Below are 22,781 nucleotides of genomic sequence, written 5' to 3'. Positions count from 1 at the left end.
TGACCGGAATCGCTTAAAGGGCAAAATTACAATTTTTATAGCAGGAGCATGGTAAACACAAGCTTTTGCTTATTATTTAAAAGCGCATGCTTTGTATCCGTACTGCATTTAAAATGGCGAGCAAAGCAACACCTACATCTGCAAACACCGCTTCCCACATGGTTGCCAAGCCACCGGCACCTAAAACGAGTACGACCGCTTTGACGGCAAAAGCCAGGGTAATATTTTGCCAGACAATCTTTTTAGTTTGCTTTCCGATATGGATAGCCATGGGGATTTTTTCCGGTCTGTCATCCTGGATCACCACATCGGCCGTTTCGATGGTTGCATCGCTGCCCAGGCCACCCATCGCAATGCCGGCATCACTGAGGGCCACTACCGGAGCATCATTAACCCCGTCGCCTACGAAAGCGACGGTCTGACCATTAGCTTTCAAAGCCTTTACTTTATCGACTTTGTCTTCGGGCAGGAGATCGCCAAAAGCATTGTCGATGCTTAAGGAGCGGGCTACATATTGTACCACGGTGTTTTTATCACCACTCAACATGGTGGTGTGTACGTTTAAGGCTTTAAGCTTATCAATAGCAACCTGTGCATCTGTTTTAATGCTGTCGGCAATGGTCAGGTAACCGGCAAATTTATGATCATAGGCAATGGCAATCACGGTATACACAATTGTAGCAGGATCTATAGGGTAGGGTATGGAAAACTTATCCATCAGTTTGAAATTACCCACCAGCAGTTCTTTACCGCCTACACTTGCTTTCAGGCCATGACCGGCAATTTCTTCAACCTCACTTAAGGTAATCGCTGGATCAACGGCACCTACAAATTGATGAATTGCGGTTGCTACCGGATGGGTACTATTATTTTCCAAGGCATTCACCATTTGTAGGATCGAATCCCGGTCTACGCCTGGTTGCAGGATTACTTCCTGTACCTGAAAGACACCTTCTGTGAGGGTACCGGTTTTGTCCATTACGACATGCTGTATACCGGCCATAATATCGAGGAAATTGCTGCCCTTAAATAAAATACCGTTTTTGCTGGCCGCACCAATGCCTCCGAAATAGCCCAGGGGAATGGAGATTACAAGGGCGCAGGGGCAGGAGATCACCAGGAAGACTAAAGCACGGTACAGCCAGTCTCTGAATTGATAATCGGAAACAAAGAGCATGGGTAATATACAGATCAGAATGGCCAGCACGACTACAATAGGCGTGTATATCCGGGCGAATTTTCTGATGAATAGTTCTGTGGGGGCTTTTTGTGCTGTGGCATTTTGCACCAACGTTAAGATCTTGCTGAGTTTACTATCGGTATAGGCAGTTGTCACGCTTACCTGAGCCACTGTATTAAGGTTAATCATCCCGGCTAAAACCGTTGCCCCTTTTGTTTTGGTGTCCGGTTTGCTCTCTCCAGTTAAGGCGGCAGTGTTAAAAGAAGCCGTTTCGGATAGTAAGGTGCCATCCAAGCCCAGCTTTTCTCCGGGTTTCAGCTGGATAATGGCGCCTATGGGTGCGCTTTCTGCCTTGATCGTTTGCGTTTGTCCGTTTGTAATAATCGTTACTTCATCTGGTCTTTGATCCAGTAAGGATTTAATATTAGCTTTCGCCCGGCTCACCGCTAAAGTCTGGAAGACCTCGCCTACCGCATAAAATAACATAACGGCCACCGCTTCGGGATATTCGCCGATGGCAAAGGCACCAATTGTTGCAATCGACATGAGCAGGAATTCAGAAAAAACGGCACCTTTTGCAATGCTCTGTACGGCTTCTTTAAGTACCGGAATACCTACGGGCGCATAAGCGGCAATATACCATACGATGCGTATCCAGCCTTTAAACCAGGATTGCGGCATCCAGTTGTCCAAAGCGATCGCGAGTAATAAAAGGGCTAAGGAGATAATTGCGGGGGTAAACAGTTTTAAGGTACTGTCGCTTGTGGCGGAATGATCGTGCCCGTCTTCTTCATTATGTGCGGTGCCGGCCGGTTTGTGTCCTGTTTTTTCTGCTGTGGCGCAGCAGTGATCGGCTGTTTGATGCGTATGGCTCATATCGTTTTGTATTCTTTAATGTTTATGATAAGAAGCAATATTTCTGATGTTTGGAAAATTGTTCCTGATTTAGAATACAAAGATAAAGCGGTAGGACTGCAATCCTATTGCATTGTTTGGCGGCTGCATTTATTACAAACACCTTTGGCAAAAAAACGGATTTGCTGTACTTCGAAATTCGGGGGGAGCATGACAGGAGAAAGGTCTACGTGTTCCAGGCACACAGTCTCCTTACATTGAACACAATAAAAGTGCAGGTGATTGTCGTTATGCGTACCTTCTCCGCAGCTGTCTTTACATAAAGAATATTTAGTCGTATTGGTTTCCTGTATACTATGGATCAGTCCTTTTTGTTCAAAGGTTTTGAGGGTTCGGTACAGCGTAATCCTGTCCGACCGGAAGAAGTGATTTTCAATATCTGTAAGGGATACGGCTGCAGATTGTTCCAGTAAAAACTCCAGCGTAAGGATACGCATGGCAGTAGGCGTAATTTTTTTACGCATCAAAATTTGTTCGCATTGCTCGTTTTTCACCTTGTCTTAATTTGTCTGTTCGGTATGTATGCCAGGGAATAAATCGGATAACACAAAGATACAAAAGACGAGGCGCTTTTGTACTTATTAAGGCTTTAGATGCTGCTCTGTTGAGGGCAACATCTAAAGTGATTAAAATTTATAGTTGTAGCCTATACGAAATACCTGTGTTTCATAATAGTCTGTACTGAGGTACTGAAAGCCATTGCCGTAAATACGCTTTTTACTGACCATTGTATTCAGGAGATCACTTGCATTGATAAATATACTGCCTTTGCCTTTTTGAATTTGCTGCTGTATACCCATATCGATAGAAAACCGGGCATACATTTTTCCCTGAGGGATAATATCCGGAGCCCAGTATACGGCTGTCAGCTGAGCTTTAAGATTCTTACCTAACTGAAACATATTATTGAGCTTTACATTGCCAGAAATAATTTCTTGTTGTGCTGCCGTAAAGGAATTGGGTACCGGATACAGATTGCTTACCGTGAAGGCATCAATCTGGTTTCGATAGACCGTGGCATTCAAATTGAAGCGATAGGCTTTGGCTATTTTTTGATCCCAAATAGCTTCTATTCCTGTATTATAACTTTTGCCGGCATTCTGGAAGATCGCATAAATCAATTCGCTGCCCGGAACGGTACTGGCAATACGCGTAATGGTACCTAAAGCCATCCGGTGGTATAATGCCGCATAAACATAACCGTCGTGACTACCGTTTTTATAACCCAATTCCAGGCTATTCGTGAATTGGGGTCTCAAGGCCGGATTGCCCACTTTAATGATCTCGGCATCATCATATTTTGGAAAAATACGGATATCCACCTCATTCGGACGATCTACCCTGCGGTTGTAGAAGAAGGAAAGCCTGTTGTGTTCATCAAATTTATAAGCGAAGCGTAGGTTAGGAAAAGGCTGGGTGTAATGATAGCCATCACTTTTATAGGTGTTGTGGCCCGGGTTAACATCATATTGTAAGCCCACATATTCTATGCGTAGGCCGATCTCAGCTTCTATTTTAGGGTTTTCAAAAATATAGTTTCCATATACGGTAGGGATCGTTTCGGTATATTTTGCCCATCCGCCGGCATTGGTATCCAGTGGGGAGTTCCGTCCCGGGATAAACAACATATTGGTTGGAATAGTCCGGTATCTGAATTTGAACCCACCTTCGAGCCGTCCGTAAGCCAGGGGTTTTATATAATCAAGATTCAAATCGGCTACATGCTCATCTGAAAGTAATTTGAAGGCATCTTTTCCGGTATAGGTGGGCATAATATTGTCAAAAAAGTATTGCTCATTCTCGCGGTGAAAAGTATAATTGATCCCGGCGTTCACGACATGGCCCGGTTGCTTGAATTTGTGCTGGTAAACGGCAGTTGCCATCACCGTGGTTTTTAATTCATCTTCCAGAAACTGCCATAGTCTTTTTCTTTGGCTAAGGTCTGCATTAAAGAAAGGTTCATCACCACGATCTATGATCTTTTCACTGCCAAACATGGTGGATACCGTGAGCGTATTGCGGGCATTCAGATACCAGTCCAGCCCTGCTTTAGCGGTGAGGTAATTTGTGTTCCGGTTGCGTTTGGTTTGTTGTTGTATAATGCTGCCGTCATCATAAGTTCGGGTGACAAACTCATTTTTATTCAGGCTTTGGTTGTACAGATTATCTGCCTGGAAAAAAACATTGATCTTATTTTTTCGGTAATTAAAAGATAAGGATGGGTTTAGTTTTGGGGTAAATTGGTATTGCGGACGAATGCCCGGTAGGTTGCTTCTGCGTTGCCAAAGCGACCCCAGTCCGCCGGTAAAGCCGATCTTACCATTAAACCCTTCTTGTTTTTCCTTTTTCATGATGATGTTAATAATCCCTGCATTGCCATTTGCATCATATTTAGCGGAAGGGTTGTTGATGATCTCTATTTTGTCGATCGCCGATGCCGGTATATTATCCAAACCCGTCTGGCTGCCAAAACCGGTCATGGCGGTTTGTTTGCCATCGATCAGTACCGTGACTTTATCATTGCCGCGCAGTTGTACTTTACCCTCCTGTACGGTAATACCGGGAAGGTTTTGCATCGATTGTAATACGGAGCCTCCGGCCTGACTGATGTTATCGGCTATTGAAAATGTCTTTTTATCCAATTTTGCACTGAGATCATCTTGCCGGACCGTAACGACTACATCTGTTAAAGTCGTACTGAGGGGCGTTAATTCAATGTGGGCGATATCGAGGAACTCAGAAAGATTGCCTACATACAGCGGAGTGTACTGTGGCGTGTAGCCCAGATAGGCAGTTTCCAGAATATAGTTTTCAGGAGGAATACTGTTAAGGGAAAAGCGGCCTTCTTCATTAGTTACGGTACCGGTAATGAAGGTGCTGTCTTTTGCAGCTTTGAGGACTACATTTACATAGGGCAGGTTTTCTTTAGTTGCTTTATCTTTCACCAGCCCGGATAAGGTTACAGACTTTTGCTGGGCATAAGTTTGGGTCACAAAAAGGAATGTGAGGCTGAAAAAAAAGGTTAGTGCCCGTGTCAAATGGTTCTTTTGCATGATGCTGTTGATTGTATTATGATAATGCAAAGCTCCGTAGCGATTTAGAAGAAATTCTGAAGTGATAGTTCCGGGCATACAAAAAGACCGGCATTGCAAAAGCAAGTCCGGTCTTTCTTATGGATTATGAAAAATGATCTAAATTTTACCCATTACATACATGTTTTCCATGGTTGGGCTTGGGCTGCCACCGCTTTTTTCGAGGGTAATCGCAAAAGCCTGTGCATTTGCTACGGCATACATTTTTTGTACAGAACCGTCAGATCGCGGATCATACATCCCGGCATCTACCGGTTTGCCATCTACAATAGCCCATAACTGGTATTGCTGGTCTTTCGGTGCCGGAGGCAGGTTTTCTACACTCAGATAAGCCTGATTGGTTTTATGATCCAGGTATACCATGGCTTTCATCCCCGGATGTTTTTCCACACCGGTAAGGGCTATGGTTTTCATCTCCGGATTGCTGCTCATGTCCCATTTTTTCTGCAAGTTGTTATAAGCAAGTTGGGATTGTTGCTGTTCCTGCTGTAAAGCCGTCAATTGTTTTTGCGTCTTTTGTTGCTCCTGATTCAGGTACACTAAACCACCCGCACTCACGATAAATAATATAGAAGCGGCTGCAGCGATTGTTTTAAAAGGCACTTTATTGGCCCTTTGAACCGGCGCATGATTTGGTACAAAAACAGTATTTTCTCTTGTCGGTGTTGGTTCCACAACCGGGATCTCAGCGATAAGAGGTATTTTATTTTCAGGTGCTGCTGTTTCTTCTCTTTCTTCTTCTTCTTGAATTTTTGCCCAGATAGCTGCCTTTAAATGAGTTGGGGGCGCAATCGCTTCTTGCTCAGCAAAACCTGCTAGGGTTTCCTGGGCTTCCATAATGGCCTGTTTTACTGCAGCACTGTTTTTCTGAACACACTCCAGAATCTGAATCTCTTCTTCTGTAGCGAGCCCCATGACATAAGCTTCAATAATGCCGGACGATATGTATGATTGTATATCCAATTTATTTACTGGTAATCTTTTAATAATTCTTTTAAAGCTAATAATGCATTCCGGGTACGGGTTTTAACCGTTCCTATAGGAATGCTTAATTTGTCTGCAATTTCGATTTGGGTGAATCCTTGATAATAAGCTAATTCTATCAGCTCCTGCCACTCTCTCTTCAAACTGTACACAATGCTTTTCATTCCTATAAGGTCTGCACGTTTCATCCCAATGTCGTCAATATGACTATTCTCGAACTGGGAACCGTCTTCATTTACGAAATTTGAAAGCGATTGGTTTTTTTGTTCATTCTGATAGCTTTTGGATTTCAGGTAATCAATAGCGGTATTCCTGGAGATATTAATCATCCAGGTGTATAATCTTCCTTTCGAAACATCATACTGGCCAATATTCTTCCACACTTTCATGAACACATCCTGAATTACTTCTTCTGCATATTCTTTAGAAATAACAATTCTTAAAATCAATCCATAGATCGCCCCCGAGTAATTATCGTAAAGATAATTAAACGCCTTTTCGTCTTTATGTTGTAATAAAGAGATAAGCTCTTCTTCGGAAAGTTTTATAACTGGATTCAAAAAGTTTTTTGCTGTGTCTCACAAAAATATAAAAATAAAGCGGACAAAAAAGTTTTTTATCAAACCATTTTATCAAACTTTTCGTAAATGACAGGGAAAACAACAAACTAGAGACAATGAAAAAGCCAGTTGAATATATAGGTGCCGCTTTAATGACAGTCCTTTTATTGGGAGCTACCGCTTGTAGCGGAAAGGCGCAATCTACTCAGAAACAAAATCCTTATTATTCCAGAACGGATACGAAAAGACTTACCGTTACAAATGCAGAATGGAAGAAAGTATTATCGCCCGAATTATATGCCGTTGCCCGGGAGGGAGAAACAGAATTTGCCTTCACCGGAAAATATTATGAATACGATGTAAAGGGCACCTATTATTGTGCCGCCTGCGGCAATCCTTTATTCCGCTCGACGGCAAAATTTTCCACGACTTGTGGCTGGCCTTCTTTTTATGAGCCACTTCGTGCGAACAGTGTACTTTATAAAGAAGATAATTCGCATAGCATGACCCGTACAGAAGTATTGTGTGGCCGCTGTGATGCACACCTGGGGCACATCTTCGATGATGGACCGAAACCAACCGGAAAACGTTTTTGTATGAACTCTATTTCGCTGGATTTTGAACCCGATACGCAAAAATAAATCGAGATTTTTTTGAAAAATAAATCCAAAAAGAAGCAGGCTTCGTAAATGATTGCAAACGATTCAACACATAATAAATTAATTATTCATCTTACTAAATTCAACAACAATGACAACAACATCAAAAGTAATCGCCTTAAGCATGCTGACGTTCAGCTTTTTATTCGCTGGAAATGTAAATGCTCAAAAAATGAGTGCAGAAAAAACAGTAATGGTAGGTGGTGCACCTATGTATCCCTCAAAAAATATTGTAGAGAATGCTGTAAACTCTAAAGACCATACAACATTGGTTGCGGCAGTAAAAGCGGCAGGATTAGTAGAGACCCTGGCTTCTGCAGGTCCCTTCACCGTGTTTGCACCGACAAATGAAGCATTTAACAAATTACCCAAAGGAACGGTAGAGACTTTGGTAAAACCGGAAAATAAAGCTCAGTTGACCCAGATTCTTACGTATCACGTAATACCGGGCAAATATAGTGCGCAAATGGTTTGGGATGCGGTAAAAAAAGGCGGTGGTAAAGCCATGATGAAAACCGTACAGGGAGAAGAACTGACGTTCTGGACTAAAGGTAAAAACCTGTATGTAAGAGATTCAAAAGGTAATGATGCCAAAGTAACGATTGCAGATGTGAACCAGTCTAATGGAGTGATTCACGTGATTGATAAAGTTTTGATGCCTTAAGTAATCTTGGGTATTCATTTTTAGTGTAAGTTTATAAAGCCCGGTAGTCTTACCGGGCTTTTTTATGCCTTATCTTTTGCTAAAATCTACGCTAAAGGTGTGCGTTCCGTTCTGGAATGCGTAGTGTACCGTCCAGCCATGAAACTGGCAGATCTGCTCAATAATGGCCAGTCCTAAACCTGTGCCGCCCGTGTCGTTGCTTTGTCGGGTAAATCTTTGGAATAATTTAGCGGAATCTAGTGCGTTGGTGCCACTGTTGGTAAATATTAATTGTTGCGCGTGGAGTACTATTCTGATGTGGCCCTGTGCGGGGGTATGCCGGATGGCATTGAGCAATAAATTTTGAATCAGTAATTCTACCAGGGTTATATTGCCTTTGACTTGTATATCGGTTCCTATGTTTTGATCGATCTCCAGGCCTTTATGTTCGATATGTTCTCCCAATACCTTAATACTTTGCTCAATAAGTGCACTAATATTCACCTCTTGTGTGGCATCAAATTGCTGGTTCTCTATTTTTGCCAGCAGCAATAAGTTTTTATTAATCCTGGAAATCCGGCTCAGCGATTTGTTGAGGTCTTCTATAATCTGGTATTGCCGATCCGTGAGGGCATCCTTTTGTAACAGCAAATCCAGCTTGTTTTTGATGATGGCTAAAGGCGTTTGTAATTCATGTGCGGCATTTTCGGTAAATTCTTTTTGTATGGCATATGCCGCAATATTATTATGGATCAGTTTGCTCAAGGCTTCGTTCAATTGTTCAAACTCAAGGGTATCCGAAGTTTCGAAATGGATTGATTGCTGTTGGTGCAGGCGGAATGATTTCAATTGTTTTAAGGTAGACTGAAAAGGCTGCCATAATTTTTGGGATAACCTTCTGTTCAGGATCACCAAACCCACCACCAGCACAATAAAAAAAAGCAGGGTCGCGAGCGCAATCACGAGAACAGTCTCCTCTGTTTCTTCAATATTCGTTTCTATAGTTAGTATATAAGATGTTCCATTGACCTTGATATTTTTTCGCAGGCCTCTGAAACGATCAGCTACATGTGCCGGCGTGTATGTATTCATTCGGGTAAGCGTGTAGCTGCTATCCTTTAGTGGAGTATGTTCCTCGGCCTTTTGTAAGGAAGTCTCCGGTTGCATCCGGTTCCATAATACGATACTGCTGTCCAGTTCTTTCTGATTCAGTTGAAGCTGGTTGAGCTGATAAGCAGTTCTGGCGGCTACAATTTGGTTATGCTCATCCAATTCTTTTTGCCAGATATTATCGACCAGCAGGTAGTATACCGGAACGCTTGCCGCCAGCACAAGCAAGGCGTAGATAATAAAAGGCTTTAGTGATTTTTGTAATAGGTTTTTCATGCTTCCCATTTATATCCTGTGCCGTAAATTGTTTTCAGATAAGGGCTGCAATGCGCCTCGTTGAGTTTCTTTTTGAGGTTCTTAATATGTGCATATACAAAATCATGGTTATCGAGCATATCGGCAAAGTCGCCGGAAAGGTGCTCCGCAAGCGTACTTTTGGAAATCACCCTGTTTTTGTTCCCGATAAAATAGACCAGCAGATCAAATTCTTTTTTGGTGAGTACCACATGCTGATCGTGTACCGAAACGGTCTTCGCCCGCAGATCTATACTCAGTTCCTGTTGTTGTATGATATTATGATTCCCGAATTGTTTCCTTCTGATGATAGAATACACGCGGGCCGCTAATTCTGAAAGATGAAAGGGTTTAGTGAGGTAGTCGTCGGCACCGATCTCTAATCCTTTTATTTTATCTTCCAAAGCATCTTTGGCCGAAATGATGATAACCCCTTCCTGCTTTTGCTCCTGTTTCAATAGTTCCAGCAGTTTGATGCCATTGCCATCCGGCAACATCACGTCCAACAGGATGCAATCATATTCATAAGTTTCTATTTTGTCCAAGGCCTGCTTAAAAGTGGACGCCAGTTCACACAAATACTGAGCATCGGAGAGATACTCGGCAATACTTTGCGCCAAATCCGGCTCGTCTTCTATAATCAGGATTTTCATGATACAAATGTAAAAGCCAATTTTGAATTAATTTAGTATTATATGGGAAGTCCTGTTTTTAAAATAAATTGCTTACCGGCTTTTTGGAAACAATGAGTTTCTTTGTTTTTTTGATTTCCATTTATTGGTATTGCTACCTTTTGCCTTGATGTAAAAGGTGCCGCTAAAAAATCAAGGCTGTATAAACCCTTGACGAAAAAAATAGGTGTGTATAGGCAGATTTCATACTGAATAATATGGCTATCAGAAAGTCTTGCCGGAAAAGTAAAGAGGCGGCGTGATAGGGGCGGTATTCGGATGGCGATGATAACTTGCTAAAAGCGGAGCCTGTTAGGGGCTCCGCTTTGGTTAGCTGTGCTTTTGAGGGCTATTTTACTGTCTTATAGAATAATAAAGCTGCTTGCAGTATTTCTTTGATCGTATCCAGCGGAAGGTCGCGTTCCGGATCAAATAACATGATCTTCATTCTGGATCGCTGCTCCATAAGCAGTTCAGGATGCTGGATACGATGCCCTTCTACAATGCCTAAATAAGGTTTTTTGTATTTCTTATGGATCCATAAATAGCAAAACATTTTTTCCCGGTAGCAGAAAAAAGGCATGCCATATTTCCAGGAAGCCTTAATGCCGGGATCCTGGTCCAGGATGATGGCCCTCAATGCTACCAAGCAACTTTTGACGGGCTCCTCTTGCCGGGCGAAAAACTGATCGGCTGCATTCATAATTTAGGGAATAGAAAGGTAAATATCGACTACGGCTGCTTCGGGATTTTGTGCTGCTGCGCCATAAACCTCAAAATCGGCCGTGTACTTGCGCTCCATCCCCGAATTCCATATTTCGGACCATTTATGAAACACAATTTGGTCGGCCAGTTTTCCCTTTGCCGTAAACAGTTGGTAAGTCGCTTCCGGAATTAAATATCCCGTCATTCCCTCCGGTATTTGGTCTAAAGAAGATACTTTACAACCGAGTACTGTTGTATAAGGTCGGGTATAATCTTTTTCATAGTCTGTATAGATACAATAAAGGTCTTCGCTGATCTTATTGGGAATTTTGGCGGCGAGCCCCTCGCTCATAAAACGTTGCCACAAGGCCGGAATGTCCTGTGCGGCCTGTTGGTTTTCATTGCTGGTTTTGATACTAATACCGATAATAAAAAAAGAAGGAATGTGCATATACTTTATAGTTTAGATAAGGATCAAAAATAACATGGACAGATGACAACCCTATGTCAGTAGTATCTTGTACCCCCATATTTAGAGGTAGCCTTTATTCTGATCATTGCAAAGGTATGCTGATGCTTTTGAGATTAAAGCTTGGCAGTTATTTCTTGAATCCATAGTTGTATAAGGGCTTGCAGGTCTTTTGCTTTTTCCTGCAGCTCCTGCATATTATGTATGGTGATCATTCTGCGTCCATCGGTATAATTTCCTTCCAGTATGCCCCTGCTATCCGGTATGCGGTCGCCCGTTGGGAAAATTAGTAAGGCTATATCCTTTTGGGTATGAATGACCAATAAATCTCTTTGGTATGTTTTAGCATCGAAGGCGGGGAGTGCTCCTATATAAAAGAAACTCGGTGCATTCCATTTTATATGTTCCCCAATACGGGGATCAGCATTTAAAATCGTTTGTCTTACCGCTGTAATCAGCAGGGCAAATTCAGGGGCTAAATTTTGGATAAACGCAGTTACGCTTTCCGGATTATGTATGTGTTTTGACAGGGCCATACGTTTTGTAAAAAGGATACATAAACATAAGCTTTTTATTTTGTTTTGGGTTTATTCACCATGATAACTGAGAAGAGAATCAGCCCGATACCCGTCCATTGCATTAAAGCCACGTGTTCTCCCAGTACTAAATGTGCAGAAAGCACCGATACGGGTATTTCTACCGCGATCAGGATGCCGCCCAAACCAATACCGATCATAGGAATGCCTTTAGTAAAAAGGAGTGGGGGGAGTATGGTGCCGAAAACAGCCAGTAACAGGCCCCAGGGCAAAGCGCGTAATGTGGTGAAATCGCTGATAATGGCACTGTTCCAGAACATCATAACCGCCAACAGGCTACCGGATACAAGATAGAGGCTTCTGATATGGCTGGGCTGCGTCTTTTCTATGGTACTGGAGGCATATAGCGAAATAGTATAAGAAAGGGCAGCACCCAAACCCAGCGCAATACCTTTCCAGGCCAATGCGGTTTCCTGAAACAAAATATTCGTCGCAAGAATGGTGCCGGCTATTGTCGTCAGCGCACCGATGATTTTGAGCTTGCCTATAGGTTTTCGATACAGGATGTATTCCAGTAGGAGGCTCATCCAGATGGATTGCATTAACAGTACAATGCCTAATGATACGGGAATGTATTGTATGGATAAATAATATAGTGAGCTGGTAATGCCCAGGGAAGTGCCAAATAAAAGAAGCTTTAAGCGGGCACGATGGGTTAAGGGTAGATGATGGGCTTGCTTTTTTTGTTTTGCATAAGCATATGCCATCAGGAATAATACGCCGATCAGGGATTGCAGGAAGGTTAATACGCTTACCGGTATACCCTTATGGTTGGCATATTTAACGATGGTTGCGAGGATGCCATAGCTGATGGCGCCGAGCAGGACAAGGACCACGCCTTTTAGATTCGTTTTCATTTATGGATGCAAAATTCGGCAAATAACCGCAATGCACCCTATACATATGTTGAGGGAATTAAAGTAATAATGATTTTTTGATCCGGCTCAGCTGTGTTGGGGTGATGCCGAGAAAAGAAGCAATATGGTGCTGTTTCAGCCTCGGAATTATGTTGGCTTGGGTATTTAAGAATTGTACATAACGCTCCTTTGCCGTTTCATATTTCAATGTGATTTCTAAATGCTCTTTTTCAACGATCCAGTTTTTTTCTAGATAATTAATATGGAAGAGTGCCAGGTCATGATATTGTTCAAACAAAGCCCTGAAAGGCGCTGCCGAAAATTGGATATAACGGGCATCTTCCAAAGCAACGATTGCAAATAAACCGGGCTCCTGTTGGATTAGAGCGGCTGTGGAAGACATGAAATTATGTTCTGCAAAAAATCTTTTGATGATCATATCCCCGTTGTCTGCAAGGTAGTAATAGGCAAACAGTCCCTTTTCAATATAGTAATACCACTTGGGAACCGTGCCAATAGTGAGCAGTAGCTCATTTTTGGCAATGGTCTTTTGTTGGAATAAGGGAATGAGTGCCTGCTTACAATCTGCCGTTAAGGGATGATAAGCATCCATGTCTGTTAATAGCCTTGTCATATGCATACCGGTAAACCTCAAATATAGCAAAGAAATTTATCCGATTTTTAACCTCTTTTACAACACATCCTGTGGTACACCGTTACCAGGCTACATTTCTGTTTAAAAAAGTAAGGATTTGTTCTTTTATCTGATAGTCAAACAGCAACTGTACCTGCGCTGTTTTGACTTTCATGATTGCATTACTATTGGATGCTCTTACCATTTGCGCATCTTCATAGCTGAGTGCATCGCCGTTGCCGGTATAGGTTGCGGTAACATGTTTTACAAGATCAGAAGAGGCAATATTCATATTGTCCATCACATTGCCGTTCTTTGTGTCAATAATTGATACTTTAAAACGGGAAGAAAGCGGTATGGTCTCTGTGGTATAATGAACGGTTGCGGTTACTTCTTGCTTGTTGACCGTTGCGCGTCGTTCATAGCTAGTCCTTAAAAAAGTACTATTGCCAAAATCAATACTCGTCCATTCGCAAACTATTTCATAATCTGCTTTGGCCGCGGTACTGGTAACGAGTGTGTAACCGAGTGCATTTTGTGTTGCTTGTACCAGTTGCTCATTCATATAATCGCCGAGCGGCGCATTGCCTTTACCCTGTATTTGTATGTAATTGCCCTGATTGCCCATTTGTACAGGACGTATATATACCGTTTTTATACCCTGCACTTTGATCTGCTCCAGCATCGCGGTGCTGTTTTTGTAACCCGGACTTAAAGACGTCACTAATGTAAGTGCCCGGTACGCAATAGAAAACCGATGTGGCATTGAGGTACTTCCAAGTGCCTTCTGTGCCCTGGCATATAAAGAGGCCAAAGCAACACTTTCTGTACTATCTAGTGTTTGGGTATAATCGTGATAAGTAATTTGATTCTGGGATAAGACCGACGCTGTAGTCTGATAAATATATTGTAAGGACCGCAAACTGTTGATCAAAGAGAGCCAGTCTTTCTGTTCCGTTTCCACTTCTTTTTGTATAGGATCTACAACAGACTGATGAAAAGATACCCTTTCCTGAAAAGAGGCTAAAAAATCCTTTTGCAACTTTTCTTTGCCGGGTTTTTTACTATATTTCTGGTACTGCCTCAGGAGCGTACGCTCATTTTCTTCTATATTGTCTTTGGTCCATATTTTATCTTGGGCAGAAACTTTAAAAGATAACAATAGTGTAGCCGCTATTACAAGGAATAGCCGTATGCGTTGAAATGCCATAATAGGTTGTGGTGTTTAGTGGCCGCAAACTAAACAATAAATGGCAATATGTAAAATAAAACATATAGAATATTAAAGGCTACCGTCTTCTTCTTATGCCGGAGTTTTTGGTCCATCCGTTAGGGAACATCACAGATAAAGTGACCACAATCAGTAATAGGTTGAATTCTATACCATTACGTCCGCCGCCGACCACATACCAGCCCTCTTTTAAATGTATCATGAATATACCGGTTATTAAAATGAAAATAGTCGCAATTCCGGCTATGGTGATATACCGGTTGCATAAAAAGCAAAGCGCGCATACCACATGGGATAGTTTGATTGCCCAGGCAAGTGGTACACCCAAAGGTGCAAATCCGGCATGGTTCAGGTATAAATTGCCAAAATCATTGATTCCGTTATTAAAGATACCGGGTATGCTGTGCATTAATAAAATCACAACAAGGGCCAGGCGTAAGAGAAGGGTGTGCTTGTGTTTCTTCATCGGATTTGGATTGTATGTTTTTACTGATCCCGATCGGGACATATAGTTAAATATACAAAAAATGTGAAAACCGGCAATGGCAGGGCCTCTTAAAGCTCATTTTGTGGAAGGGATATCATTGTTTTATGAAGATATATTTTGTATCTGCGCTGAGATTGAGAGAAATAAAAATACGTGCTAAAAAAACCATTCTTCATATTCGCTCGTATATGTGATAGAACTTAAATAAAAAATGATTATGAAAAAGCAAATGCTTTCCCTGATGTTGGGCACATCTTTCTTCGCCATGGCATCTTGTACGTCTTCAACAGAACCCGCTAAAGAGGCAGCGTCTTCAACTGAAATGTCAAAAGAAACACCAGCAACACCAGTAGAAGCACCTAAAGAAACTGGTGTGGAAGTAGGTGGTGCTATGATGGTGCCTTCTAAAAATATTGTAGAAAACGCATTAGGTTCCAAAGACCATACCACTTTAGTGTCTGCAGTAAAAGCTGCGGGTTTAGTAGAGACGTTGAGCGGAGCAGGTCCTTTCACGGTTTTTGCTCCTACAAATGAGGCTTTCGCAAAAGTGCCTAAAGCAACTTTAGACAATTTAATGAAACCGGCAATGAAAGCTGATTTGACTAAAGTGTTGACCTACCACGTAGTGGCCGGTGCTTATAAATCAAGCGATCTGAAAGATGGTATGGAATTAACAACCGTTCAAGGTGGAAAGATCAAATTAATGAAAAAAGATGGTGCATGGTGGGTAAATGGTGCCAAAATTACCATTCCTGATGTAATCAGCAGCAATGGTGTTACTTATGTAATTGACGGTGTTTTAATGCCGAAATAAACTAAGTTTTTTTGTTTGATTGTAGTTTTAAAGTTGAAAGGGTCTGCTATAAGCAGACCCTTTTTAGTATTATAGTGTAATTGCTCAAAGAGATGAGATTTACCCCGCCGAATTGATCCTTCTTTGGGGGAATGTCTTTCAAAGCAAACAGTAGTCATAGATGTTATGACTACTGTTTGGCCTATTTTATTAAATTGCTTACTGCGGGCTTTTATTCAATAATTAAAGCAATTTGATAATAATTATTGACTGCTCCCAGAAGCCTGGTTTTTACGTAGAAGGACTCAGTGAATATTTTAAATGCGAGAAACTCATGATTAGGTACATTAAATTCATCAAACATTAGGATGTCTCCCTTTTTCAGATAGGGTGCCAGACTTGTTAAAGTATATAGTGTTGAAGAGAATAAATCTGCATCAAGGTGCACAACCTTCCGTTTACCACTATTTAAATCATTGTTTACAATAAAGTCTGGTAAAGTGTCCTGAAATAAGCCTTTAAGAAAATGTGCTCTGGAATCATTTACTACCGGAATGTTAGCAGACATATCTCCCTTCCTGAATGTCCCCCAATCCTCCGGGAGTCCTTCAAAAGTATCAAAGCCGTAAAATCGGCTGTTTTGATTATCTATGTGATGCAACCACCATTTAAAGGAACCTGCTCCAGATACTCCAAACTCAAGATAGTCAATAGGTTCAGCGTTTAAATTTAATTTTTCAATTATATAAGTGTATAGTTGCTGCCTTTTCGCGTACTCTCTTTTCGGAGTATAAAAATCATTCAGGATTGACTTCTTATCCTGAGCAGCTATCCATTTTGCGAGGCTCAGGGTATTTGCAGTTGTGGCGAGGGGATGTCGAAGCCAACCCATAAAAAGATGGGGTTTCATTGCAAGCACTAATCCTTTTGCGAATGCATTAACTTTTATGATTGATTGTTTCATTTATCTTTTTTAAGAATAAGTGTGTTTATTCGATAAGTTATGTTCAGGCACTTTTTTACCTGTTTTTTGGTTTTGCCAAATATATTGTAAAAAAATGAAACGCTACAATTCTCCGGATATTTTGAGAATAAGTGTTATCAATTATAATGTTTTATAATCCTCTGATCAACTGGTGGATTGCATTGGGGGAAGTCTTAAAAGTAAAGTGCAGCACCGAAATCTCGATGCTGCACTTTGCTTTATTAAATATATTATACCGAAACAACTTAGTTCATTGCGGCAAATGCTTTTAAGATTGCTTGTCCGTCTATATTGTTCAATTGCGGGCTACAGGCACGCTCAGGGTGTGGCATCATTCCGAATACATTTCTGCCTTCGTTACAGATACCGGCGATATTTAAAGTCGTTCCGTTTGGATTAACGGTATCGGAGATCTGTCCTTCTGCATCACAATATTTAAAAATAATCTGGTTGTTGTCTTCCAGTTGTTTGATGGTTTCCGCATCCGCATGATAGCGGCCTTCGCCATGGGCAACCGGTATTTTCAGGGCAGTAGCGCTTACTACATCAGACACCATATTGTCTTTGCCGGTATTGATAATATAGGTATTCTTACAGGTGAATTTCTGATGATCGTTTTGCAACAATACACCCGGTAATAACCCCGCTTCACATAAAATCTGAAAACCATTACAAACCCCCAAAACCTTTCCGCCTTTATTGGCAAAAGCGATTACCTGCTCCATCATCGGGCTAAAGCGTGCCAAAGCACCACATCTTAAGTAATCTCCGTAAGAGAAACCTCCGGGAAGTACGATGCAATCTTCTGTTGTGAAATCACTCAGGTCATTGTCTTTATGCCAAAGCATTTTTACCTCTTGTTTAAGGTCGTCTTGTAATGCATTTTGCATATCTCTGTCGCAGTTAGAGCCGGGAAATACAACGATACCAAATTTCATATTTTTATATATTTCTAAAATGTAAAAAATTAATAATAAAACCACTGTAAATAGATCGCAGTAGCTAAAAGCAACATATTCATGGTCTCTGCAAACCATTTCGGTTTTTGCACAAACCAGACATTCATAATGAACAGGGAAGCCGGTAGCAAAGTTACAATCCAAATTTCATTACCCAAAGTAAAAATCGGAATTGTGCTCAAAATACTGATGAAAAGGAAGATGATATTGATCCACCAGAGCTTTTTGATCTGGAAAAGCATCCGGTTCATCTGTTGGTTCAGGAGTACAAAACCAATAATGGACAGCAGACCGAGTGCACTTAATGCGATAACGGTTTGGCTATTAAGTAATTTGGGCAAGGTAAACTGTACCGAAAAAATGTCAGAAAAAATATACAGGCTATCCGTCAGGTAGGCCAGCCCACCTAAGATATACACCGGGGTGATCATGCCTAATAAAGTAACCATCCATTCCACAAGCTTGAAGGGACGCAGAATCAATAAAGCGATGGTGATAAAAAAGATGAACAGTACATTAGGGAAGCTCAGCAACATCAGGAGGCTGTAAAGACAGCCGATATTGAACAGCGACTTTCGGGCATTTTGGTCTGCATAAGTGGAATAAACTAGGTTCAGCAACCATAAAAACAGCCAGTTATTGATCATTTCTACCGAGAAGGTACCCCATTCCTTCAGTAAGCACGTAAGTAATATATAGGTATACGCGGGTAGATAGGTACGCTTGCTGAAAAAATGATATTTATTGACGACATAATTCAGGTACAAACCCTGGGCTACAATACTTAAGGTTGCCAGAAAAGTATAAAAGAAACCGCTCTTCCCAAAAATAGCGATCAGCTTTTTGATCACAATAGACCATAGCACCTGGTGCTGGTCTAACTGCGGCATACTCGAATGAGATAATACATTGAACTTTAGCACTAAAGCCAAAATGAACAACAGTATAATCGCATAGGGGTTTTGATTTTTAAAAAGCTTGAGCACGAAATACGGGGTGTTTTCAGATGTTATCGTTATAACTGCGAATATCGTAAAACTAATTTAATTATGATTTTAATAATTGATATTTATGTTTTTTCCTACCTTTGCATCCGCTATGCAAATTCAGTTATTAAAATCCAAGATTCACAGAGTTACGGTTACGGAAGCGAACCTGAATTATATTGGAAGTATCACCATCGATCAGGATCTGATGGAAGCCGCAAATATTATTGAAAACGAGAAAGTACAAATCGTTAACATCAATAATGGAGAGCGTTTAGAGACCTATGTGATCAAAGGACAAAGAGGAAGTGGCCAAATCTGTTTAAATGGTCCGGCTGCCCGTAAGGTCACTCCGGGAGATATGATTATCATCATTTCTTACTGTATTATGGATTTTGAAGCCGCTAAGGTTTATGAACCTTCAATAATCTTCCCTAAAGAGGACAATAAACTGTAAAATTTGATTTACATAAAATAATTGGAAAGCGTACTTTTAGGTACGCTTTTTGCATCCTAAGCCTTTTAGGCATGTGTAATTGAATTTTTTGAAACGATAATCATGAAGACAAAATCAGCCTTTTTTTGCCAGAATTGTGGATTTGAAAGCTCTAAATGGGCGGGTAAGTGTCCCAGTTGTAATGAATGGAACACTTTTGTAGAAGAGGTAAAAGAAAAACCTTCTGCAAAAGCAGATATTAAAGAACTGTGGACTGAAGAGGTGAATAAAGCCAATAATAAGGCGAAAAACATTGCTGACATACAATCGGAAGAAGAAATTCGCTATGTTTTACCCGACGATGAGCTAAACCGTACTTTAGGCGGTGGGCTGGTACAAGGCTCGGTAACCCTGATTGCCGGAGATCCGGGAATCGGGAAATCTACTTTGTTCTTGCAATGTGCCCTGCAAGCGATCAATCTAAGGGTGCTGTACGTTTCTGGAGAGGAAAGTATGCACCAGATCAAAATGCGGGCCGATAGGATTGGTATTGTACATCCGCACCTCTACCTGCTGACGGCAACCAATACGCAGACCATTTTTCAGGAAATCAAAAAAATACAGCCCAATTGGGTTATAATAGATTCGATACAAACACTGGAATCGCCTTACATTGAAAGTGCGCCGGGAAGTGTATCGCAAGTAAGGGAATGTGCCGCCGAGTTACAACGCTTTGCCAAACAAACAGGCACGCCGGTATCTATCATTGGCCACATTACCAAAGAGGGGAGTATCGCCGGCCCTAAAATACTGGAGCATATGGTCGATACCGTATTGCAGTTTGAGGGCGACCGGCATTATGCCTATCGGATTTTGCGCACGCTGAAAAACCGCTTTGGCTCTACAGCCGAATTGGGGATCTATGAAATGGTTCATAATGGGATGCGTGGGGTAAGTAATCCCTCCGAGATCCTTATTACCCAACATGAAGAGCCTTTAAGCGGGATTGCCCTTGCGGCAGCTATTGAAGGCATGCGTCCACTGATGATCGAAACCCAGGCTTTGGTCTCGCAGGCGGTATATGGCACGCCGCAGCGTACCGTCAATGGCTTTGACCTGCGCCGCTTACAATTATTGTTGGCCGTGCTGGAGAAAAGAGGCGGGTTCCATTTTGGGATGAAGGACGTCTTTCTGAATATTGCCGGTGGCTTACGTATTGAAGACCCTTCTATCGACCTTGCGATTGTTTGTGCGCTATTGTCTTCCTATGAAGATAAAGCCCTGCCCGCTAATGTCTGCTTTATCGGAGAAGTAGGATTATCCGGTGAGATCCGTGCGGTAAACCGTATTGAACAACGCATTGCCGAGGCAGACAAAATGGGGATGGATGCTGTATTTATTCCTAAAGCCAATACCAAAGGCCTGGATACGGGTAAATTTAAGATCGAGATCAGATCGGTCAATAAAGTAGCCGATATATATCAGTTATTATTTTAATGCCATTCCTCAAAAAACAATTAATTTCGCGTCACTTAAAATAAAAACGAAAAAATAAAACACCCGATGGAACATTTATTAACCTTTGACAGTATCCTGAGTTTTGTAATCCTGGTCGTATTAGAAGTCGTACTGGGTATTGATAATGTTATTTTTGTAAGCATCATCCTGAACCGCTTACCCGAAAACCTGCGTAAAAAAGGCCGTACCATCTGGATGTTTACCGGTATCGGTGTACGTTGCTTATTACTGCTGGCCCTAAGCTGGTTGTTGTCTCAAAAAGGAAAGCCTCTCTTTACCATAATGGATAAAGGCTTTGACCTGGCCAGTCTGGTCATGCTTTTAGGTGGAACCTTCCTGATTTATAAAACGGTAAAAGAGATCCATGCGAAAATGGAAGGGGAGGAGCACCATGAGTCCGGCAAAAAGACCATGCTCACCTTGCCTAAGGCCGTGTCGCAGATTATCCTGATCGATATGATCTTTAGTTTTGACAGTATCATTACTGCGGGCGGTACCGCGAAACATATAGAAATTATGGTGGCTGCAGTAGTCGTGGCTATGTTTGTGATGTTCCGCTTCAGCCCGAACATTGCCGGGTTTATTGAAAAACATCCGACCATCAAAATGCTGGCTTTGTCCTTCTTGGTAATGATTGGGTTTATCTTATTAGTTGAGGGCTGGAATGCGGAAAAAGCGCATGAATTGCACTTGAAAAACTATGCTTATTTTGCTATGGCCTTCTCTGTTATCGTAGAGATGATCAATCTCCGGGCAGTGCGCAGGAGCAAAGAGCGCAGCGATAGAATGGCAGAGATGGCAGATGAGGTAGATAAGTTGTAATTCGTTAGGCCGTAAGGCGATACTTCCTGTAAATTTAATATTCGAGATGGACATTATTCCCGCGAAACAGAACCGTTTGCACTATTTAGACTCCGCCAGGGGTATTGCAGCCATGATGGTGCTGGTGGGGCATTATATCAATTGGAAATTTGAGCAGAACATCGGCATCAAATGGGTGTCGGTTTTTATCAATGAAAACGATGCGGTGTCCTTCTTTTTTGTATTAAGCGGCTTTGTATTGGCTTATCCCTTTCTTATCCTGGACAAAAAGTTGGATATCGGTAAGTTTTATGTCAACAGGGTTTTTAGGTTGTATCCGGGGTTTCTGGTGGCCTTTTTAATGAATTTTATCTATTCCATGCGTCATGAAATGAACTGGACGCAATGGAGCAATGTATTCCGGCACAGTTATAAGGACTTCTGGCAGGAGCTGTTTCTGATCAGGGGATTCAATAACCATTTCTTGCCGGGATGGACCCTGGGCATAGAGTTGGCAGCCTCTTTTTTGATTCCCTTTTTTATTCTTGCGGCCAAATACAACAAAAAACTAGTTTATTGGTTGTTAGCCGCCGTGTTTCTGGGCAATTTGGTGATCGGTTCTTTAATGATCCACTTTCTGCTGGGTATGGTGGTCGCCATCAATTTTAAATACCTTTCGGGGCCGCAATTTAAAACCACAACCCTATACCGGTATCGAGTGCCCGTTATCCTGATCGCCATCGTTTTGTTTTCCTTAAGGAAAATCGATAAGCTATCGCCTTTCGGACCGTTTTTTAAGACCTTTTCGGATTATACCAGGATGGATTTCTTTTTTTATTCGGGTATCGCCTCTTTTATCTTCCTCATCGCCTGTATCCGGTTTGCCTCCATACAACGTATTTTGGAGCACCGTATATTGTTATTTTATGGCAAGATTTCTTATGGTATTTATCTGGTGCACTGGGTGCTGGTACGCTTTATATATGAATACTGGGATCGTCTAAATGCCTTGCTGGGCGGCCATGAAAAGAGAACATTTATCATTTTGCTTTTTGCACTTATAGCAGTTGCTACGGTATTGGCAACCATGGTTTATCACTGGGTCGAAATGCCTTTTATGCGATGGGGTAAGAAAATAGCCGGTAAAATGAAAGCCAGCGTTGAAATTTAAACGGCAAATAGGTCTATTTAGATTTGGAATAATAAGTAACGAGGT

General features: G+C 41.7%; 24 protein-coding genes. 7 read left to right on the top strand and 17 right to left on the bottom strand.

The features are described 5' to 3' along the window. Window positions 1–76 precede the first annotated feature (76 nt). The 5 genes from DBR32_RS01080 to DBR32_RS01060 form a co-directional block, all read right to left on the bottom strand. The gene (locus DBR32_RS01080; RefSeq protein ID WP_124634440.1) at window positions 77–2,056 is read right to left on the bottom strand and encodes a heavy metal translocating P-type ATPase; all 1,980 of its coding nucleotides are present in this window, start codon (window positions 2,054–2,056) and stop codon (window positions 77–79) included. A gap of 104 nt (window positions 2,057–2,160) precedes the next feature. Then, complete coding sequence (locus DBR32_RS01075; RefSeq protein ID WP_124634439.1) at window positions 2,161–2,559, bottom strand: Fur family transcriptional regulator; 399 nt, start codon at window positions 2,557–2,559, stop codon at window positions 2,161–2,163. Between the two features lie 162 nt (window positions 2,560–2,721). Beyond that, on the bottom strand, window positions 2,722–5,148 hold the full coding sequence (locus DBR32_RS01070) for an outer membrane beta-barrel family protein (protein WP_124634438.1): 2,427 nt from the start codon (window positions 5,146–5,148) through the stop codon (window positions 2,722–2,724). A 138-nt stretch (window positions 5,149–5,286) separates the two neighbouring features. Continuing rightward, window positions 5,287–6,150, bottom strand: coding sequence for an anti-sigma factor domain-containing protein (locus tag DBR32_RS01065; RefSeq protein ID WP_124634437.1), 864 nt, complete (start codon window positions 6,148–6,150; stop codon window positions 5,287–5,289). A 5-nt stretch (window positions 6,151–6,155) separates the two neighbouring features. After that, window positions 6,156–6,731, bottom strand: a complete 576-nt coding sequence (locus tag DBR32_RS01060) for an RNA polymerase sigma factor (RefSeq protein ID WP_124634436.1) — start codon at window positions 6,729–6,731, stop codon at window positions 6,156–6,158. A 116-nt stretch (window positions 6,732–6,847) separates the two neighbouring features. On the opposite strand from DBR32_RS01060, the gene msrB reads away from it, so the two are divergent. Both msrB and DBR32_RS01050 read left to right on the top strand, forming a co-directional pair. Beyond that, the gene (gene msrB / locus DBR32_RS01055) at window positions 6,848–7,372 is read left to right on the top strand and encodes a peptide-methionine (R)-S-oxide reductase MsrB (protein WP_124634435.1); all 525 of its coding nucleotides are present in this window, start codon (window positions 6,848–6,850) and stop codon (window positions 7,370–7,372) included. Window positions 7,373–7,481: 109 nt separating this feature from the next. Continuing rightward, complete coding sequence (locus DBR32_RS01050; RefSeq protein WP_124634434.1) at window positions 7,482–8,054, top strand: fasciclin domain-containing protein; 573 nt, start codon at window positions 7,482–7,484, stop codon at window positions 8,052–8,054. Window positions 8,055–8,123: 69 nt separating this feature from the next. Here the strand turns inward: DBR32_RS01050 and DBR32_RS01045 are convergent, their stop codons facing one another. The 9 genes from DBR32_RS01045 to DBR32_RS01005 form a co-directional block, all read right to left on the bottom strand. Continuing rightward, window positions 8,124–9,419, bottom strand: a complete 1,296-nt coding sequence (locus DBR32_RS01045) for a HAMP domain-containing sensor histidine kinase (RefSeq protein ID WP_124634433.1) — start codon at window positions 9,417–9,419, stop codon at window positions 8,124–8,126. Next, window positions 9,416–10,090: a response regulator transcription factor gene (locus DBR32_RS01040; protein ID WP_124634432.1), complete on the bottom strand. Its 675-nt coding sequence runs from the start codon at window positions 10,088–10,090 to the stop codon at window positions 9,416–9,418. The genes DBR32_RS01045 and DBR32_RS01040 overlap by 4 nt, the downstream gene beginning before the upstream one ends. Window positions 10,091–10,457: 367 nt before the next feature. After that, window positions 10,458–10,811 (bottom strand): DUF1801 domain-containing protein, encoded by a 354-nt coding sequence (locus DBR32_RS01035; protein WP_124634431.1) that lies wholly within the window; start codon window positions 10,809–10,811, stop codon window positions 10,458–10,460. A gap of 3 nt (window positions 10,812–10,814) precedes the next feature. After that, window positions 10,815–11,264 (bottom strand): GyrI-like domain-containing protein, encoded by a 450-nt coding sequence (locus DBR32_RS01030; protein WP_199724277.1) that lies wholly within the window; start codon window positions 11,262–11,264, stop codon window positions 10,815–10,817. A 134-nt stretch (window positions 11,265–11,398) separates the two neighbouring features. Beyond that, window positions 11,399–11,818: a DUF1801 domain-containing protein gene (locus DBR32_RS01025; RefSeq protein WP_124634429.1), complete on the bottom strand. Its 420-nt coding sequence runs from the start codon at window positions 11,816–11,818 to the stop codon at window positions 11,399–11,401. A gap of 35 nt (window positions 11,819–11,853) precedes the next feature. After that, complete coding sequence (locus tag DBR32_RS01020; RefSeq protein ID WP_124634428.1) at window positions 11,854–12,735, bottom strand: DMT family transporter; 882 nt, start codon at window positions 12,733–12,735, stop codon at window positions 11,854–11,856. Between the two features lie 58 nt (window positions 12,736–12,793). Next, window positions 12,794–13,369: a Crp/Fnr family transcriptional regulator gene (locus DBR32_RS01015; RefSeq protein WP_124634427.1), complete on the bottom strand. Its 576-nt coding sequence runs from the start codon at window positions 13,367–13,369 to the stop codon at window positions 12,794–12,796. An 82-nt stretch (window positions 13,370–13,451) separates the two neighbouring features. Then, the gene (locus DBR32_RS01010; RefSeq protein WP_124634426.1) at window positions 13,452–14,579 is read right to left on the bottom strand and encodes a hypothetical protein; all 1,128 of its coding nucleotides are present in this window, start codon (window positions 14,577–14,579) and stop codon (window positions 13,452–13,454) included. A gap of 79 nt (window positions 14,580–14,658) precedes the next feature. Further along, entirely contained in the window at window positions 14,659–15,066 is a 408-nt protein-coding gene (locus DBR32_RS01005; RefSeq protein ID WP_124634425.1) for a DoxX family protein, read from the bottom strand. 238 nt (window positions 15,067–15,304) lie between these two features. Between DBR32_RS01005 and DBR32_RS01000 the strand changes: the two genes are divergently transcribed. Next, on the top strand, window positions 15,305–15,901 hold the full coding sequence (locus DBR32_RS01000) for a fasciclin domain-containing protein (RefSeq protein WP_124634424.1): 597 nt from the start codon (window positions 15,305–15,307) through the stop codon (window positions 15,899–15,901). A 211-nt stretch (window positions 15,902–16,112) separates the two neighbouring features. On the opposite strand, the gene DBR32_RS00995 is transcribed toward DBR32_RS01000, so the two are convergent. The 3 genes from DBR32_RS00995 to DBR32_RS00985 form a co-directional block, all read right to left on the bottom strand. Further along, window positions 16,113–16,844, bottom strand: a complete 732-nt coding sequence (locus DBR32_RS00995) for a TylF/MycF/NovP-related O-methyltransferase (RefSeq protein ID WP_124634423.1) — start codon at window positions 16,842–16,844, stop codon at window positions 16,113–16,115. A 266-nt stretch (window positions 16,845–17,110) separates the two neighbouring features. Continuing rightward, complete coding sequence (purQ, locus tag DBR32_RS00990; protein WP_124634422.1) at window positions 17,111–17,803, bottom strand: phosphoribosylformylglycinamidine synthase subunit PurQ; 693 nt, start codon at window positions 17,801–17,803, stop codon at window positions 17,111–17,113. A 29-nt stretch (window positions 17,804–17,832) separates the two neighbouring features. Beyond that, entirely contained in the window at window positions 17,833–18,714 is an 882-nt protein-coding gene (locus DBR32_RS00985; RefSeq protein ID WP_124634421.1) for a DUF6427 family protein, read from the bottom strand. A gap of 208 nt (window positions 18,715–18,922) precedes the next feature. Between DBR32_RS00985 and panD the strand changes: the two genes are divergently transcribed. From panD to DBR32_RS00965, 4 genes are all read left to right on the top strand, one after another. Next, window positions 18,923–19,267: an aspartate 1-decarboxylase gene (gene panD / locus DBR32_RS00980; RefSeq protein ID WP_124634868.1), complete on the top strand. Its 345-nt coding sequence runs from the start codon at window positions 18,923–18,925 to the stop codon at window positions 19,265–19,267. A 102-nt stretch (window positions 19,268–19,369) separates the two neighbouring features. Further along, on the top strand, window positions 19,370–20,743 hold the full coding sequence (radA, locus tag DBR32_RS00975) for a DNA repair protein RadA (RefSeq protein WP_233559625.1): 1,374 nt from the start codon (window positions 19,370–19,372) through the stop codon (window positions 20,741–20,743). A 66-nt stretch (window positions 20,744–20,809) separates the two neighbouring features. Continuing rightward, on the top strand, window positions 20,810–21,586 hold the full coding sequence (locus DBR32_RS00970; protein WP_124634419.1) for a TerC family protein: 777 nt from the start codon (window positions 20,810–20,812) through the stop codon (window positions 21,584–21,586). 46 nt (window positions 21,587–21,632) lie between these two features. Beyond that, complete coding sequence (locus DBR32_RS00965) at window positions 21,633–22,736, top strand: acyltransferase (protein ID WP_124634418.1); 1,104 nt, start codon at window positions 21,633–21,635, stop codon at window positions 22,734–22,736. Window positions 22,737–22,781: the final 45 nt, after the last annotated feature.

This window comes from Taibaiella sp. KBW10, from assembly GCF_003852495.1.
In the GTDB taxonomy this organism is placed as follows: domain Bacteria; phylum Bacteroidota; class Bacteroidia; order Chitinophagales; family Chitinophagaceae; genus Edaphocola.
This window is presented reverse-complemented; position numbering and strand designations above follow the sequence as displayed.

Bases quoted from the DNA above. Each gene is read 5' to 3' on its own strand.
- DBR32_RS01015 (WP_124634427.1), bottom strand. From the start codon at position 13,369: ATGACAAGGCTATTAACAGACATGGATGCTTATCATCCCTTAACGGCA.
- purQ (WP_124634422.1), bottom strand. From the start codon at position 17,803: ATGAAATTTGGTATCGTTGTATTTCCCGGCTCTAACTGCGACAGAGAT.
- radA (WP_233559625.1), top strand. From the start codon at position 19,370: ATGAAGACAAAATCAGCCTTTTTTTGCCAGAATTGTGGATTTGAAAGC.
- DBR32_RS01025 (WP_124634429.1), bottom strand. From the start codon at position 11,818: ATGGCCCTGTCAAAACACATACATAATCCGGAAAGCGTAACTGCGTTT.
- DBR32_RS01075 (WP_124634439.1), bottom strand. From the start codon at position 2,559: ATGCGTAAAAAAATTACGCCTACTGCCATGCGTATCCTTACGCTGGAG.
- DBR32_RS01020 (WP_124634428.1), bottom strand. From the start codon at position 12,735: ATGAAAACGAATCTAAAAGGCGTGGTCCTTGTCCTGCTCGGCGCCATC.
- DBR32_RS01070 (WP_124634438.1), bottom strand. From the start codon at position 5,148: ATGCAAAAGAACCATTTGACACGGGCACTAACCTTTTTTTTCAGCCTC.
- DBR32_RS00985 (WP_124634421.1), bottom strand. From the start codon at position 18,714: ATGCCGCAGTTAGACCAGCACCAGGTGCTATGGTCTATTGTGATCAAA.
- DBR32_RS01010 (WP_124634426.1), bottom strand. From the start codon at position 14,579: ATGGCATTTCAACGCATACGGCTATTCCTTGTAATAGCGGCTACACTA.
- DBR32_RS01030 (WP_199724277.1), bottom strand. From the start codon at position 11,264: ATGCACATTCCTTCTTTTTTTATTATCGGTATTAGTATCAAAACCAGC.
- DBR32_RS01050 (WP_124634434.1), top strand. From the start codon at position 7,482: ATGACAACAACATCAAAAGTAATCGCCTTAAGCATGCTGACGTTCAGC.
- DBR32_RS01045 (WP_124634433.1), bottom strand. From the start codon at position 9,419: ATGAAAAACCTATTACAAAAATCACTAAAGCCTTTTATTATCTACGCC.
- DBR32_RS00970 (WP_124634419.1), top strand. From the start codon at position 20,810: ATGGAACATTTATTAACCTTTGACAGTATCCTGAGTTTTGTAATCCTG.
- DBR32_RS01000 (WP_124634424.1), top strand. From the start codon at position 15,305: ATGAAAAAGCAAATGCTTTCCCTGATGTTGGGCACATCTTTCTTCGCC.
- DBR32_RS01005 (WP_124634425.1), bottom strand. From the start codon at position 15,066: ATGAAGAAACACAAGCACACCCTTCTCTTACGCCTGGCCCTTGTTGTG.
- DBR32_RS01080 (WP_124634440.1), bottom strand. From the start codon at position 2,056: ATGAGCCATACGCATCAAACAGCCGATCACTGCTGCGCCACAGCAGAA.
- panD (WP_124634868.1), top strand. From the start codon at position 18,923: ATGCAAATTCAGTTATTAAAATCCAAGATTCACAGAGTTACGGTTACG.
- msrB (WP_124634435.1), top strand. From the start codon at position 6,848: ATGAAAAAGCCAGTTGAATATATAGGTGCCGCTTTAATGACAGTCCTT.
- DBR32_RS01035 (WP_124634431.1), bottom strand. From the start codon at position 10,811: ATGAATGCAGCCGATCAGTTTTTCGCCCGGCAAGAGGAGCCCGTCAAA.
- DBR32_RS01040 (WP_124634432.1), bottom strand. From the start codon at position 10,090: ATGAAAATCCTGATTATAGAAGACGAGCCGGATTTGGCGCAAAGTATT.
- DBR32_RS00995 (WP_124634423.1), bottom strand. From the start codon at position 16,844: ATGAAACAATCAATCATAAAAGTTAATGCATTCGCAAAAGGATTAGTG.
- DBR32_RS00965 (WP_124634418.1), top strand. From the start codon at position 21,633: ATGGACATTATTCCCGCGAAACAGAACCGTTTGCACTATTTAGACTCC.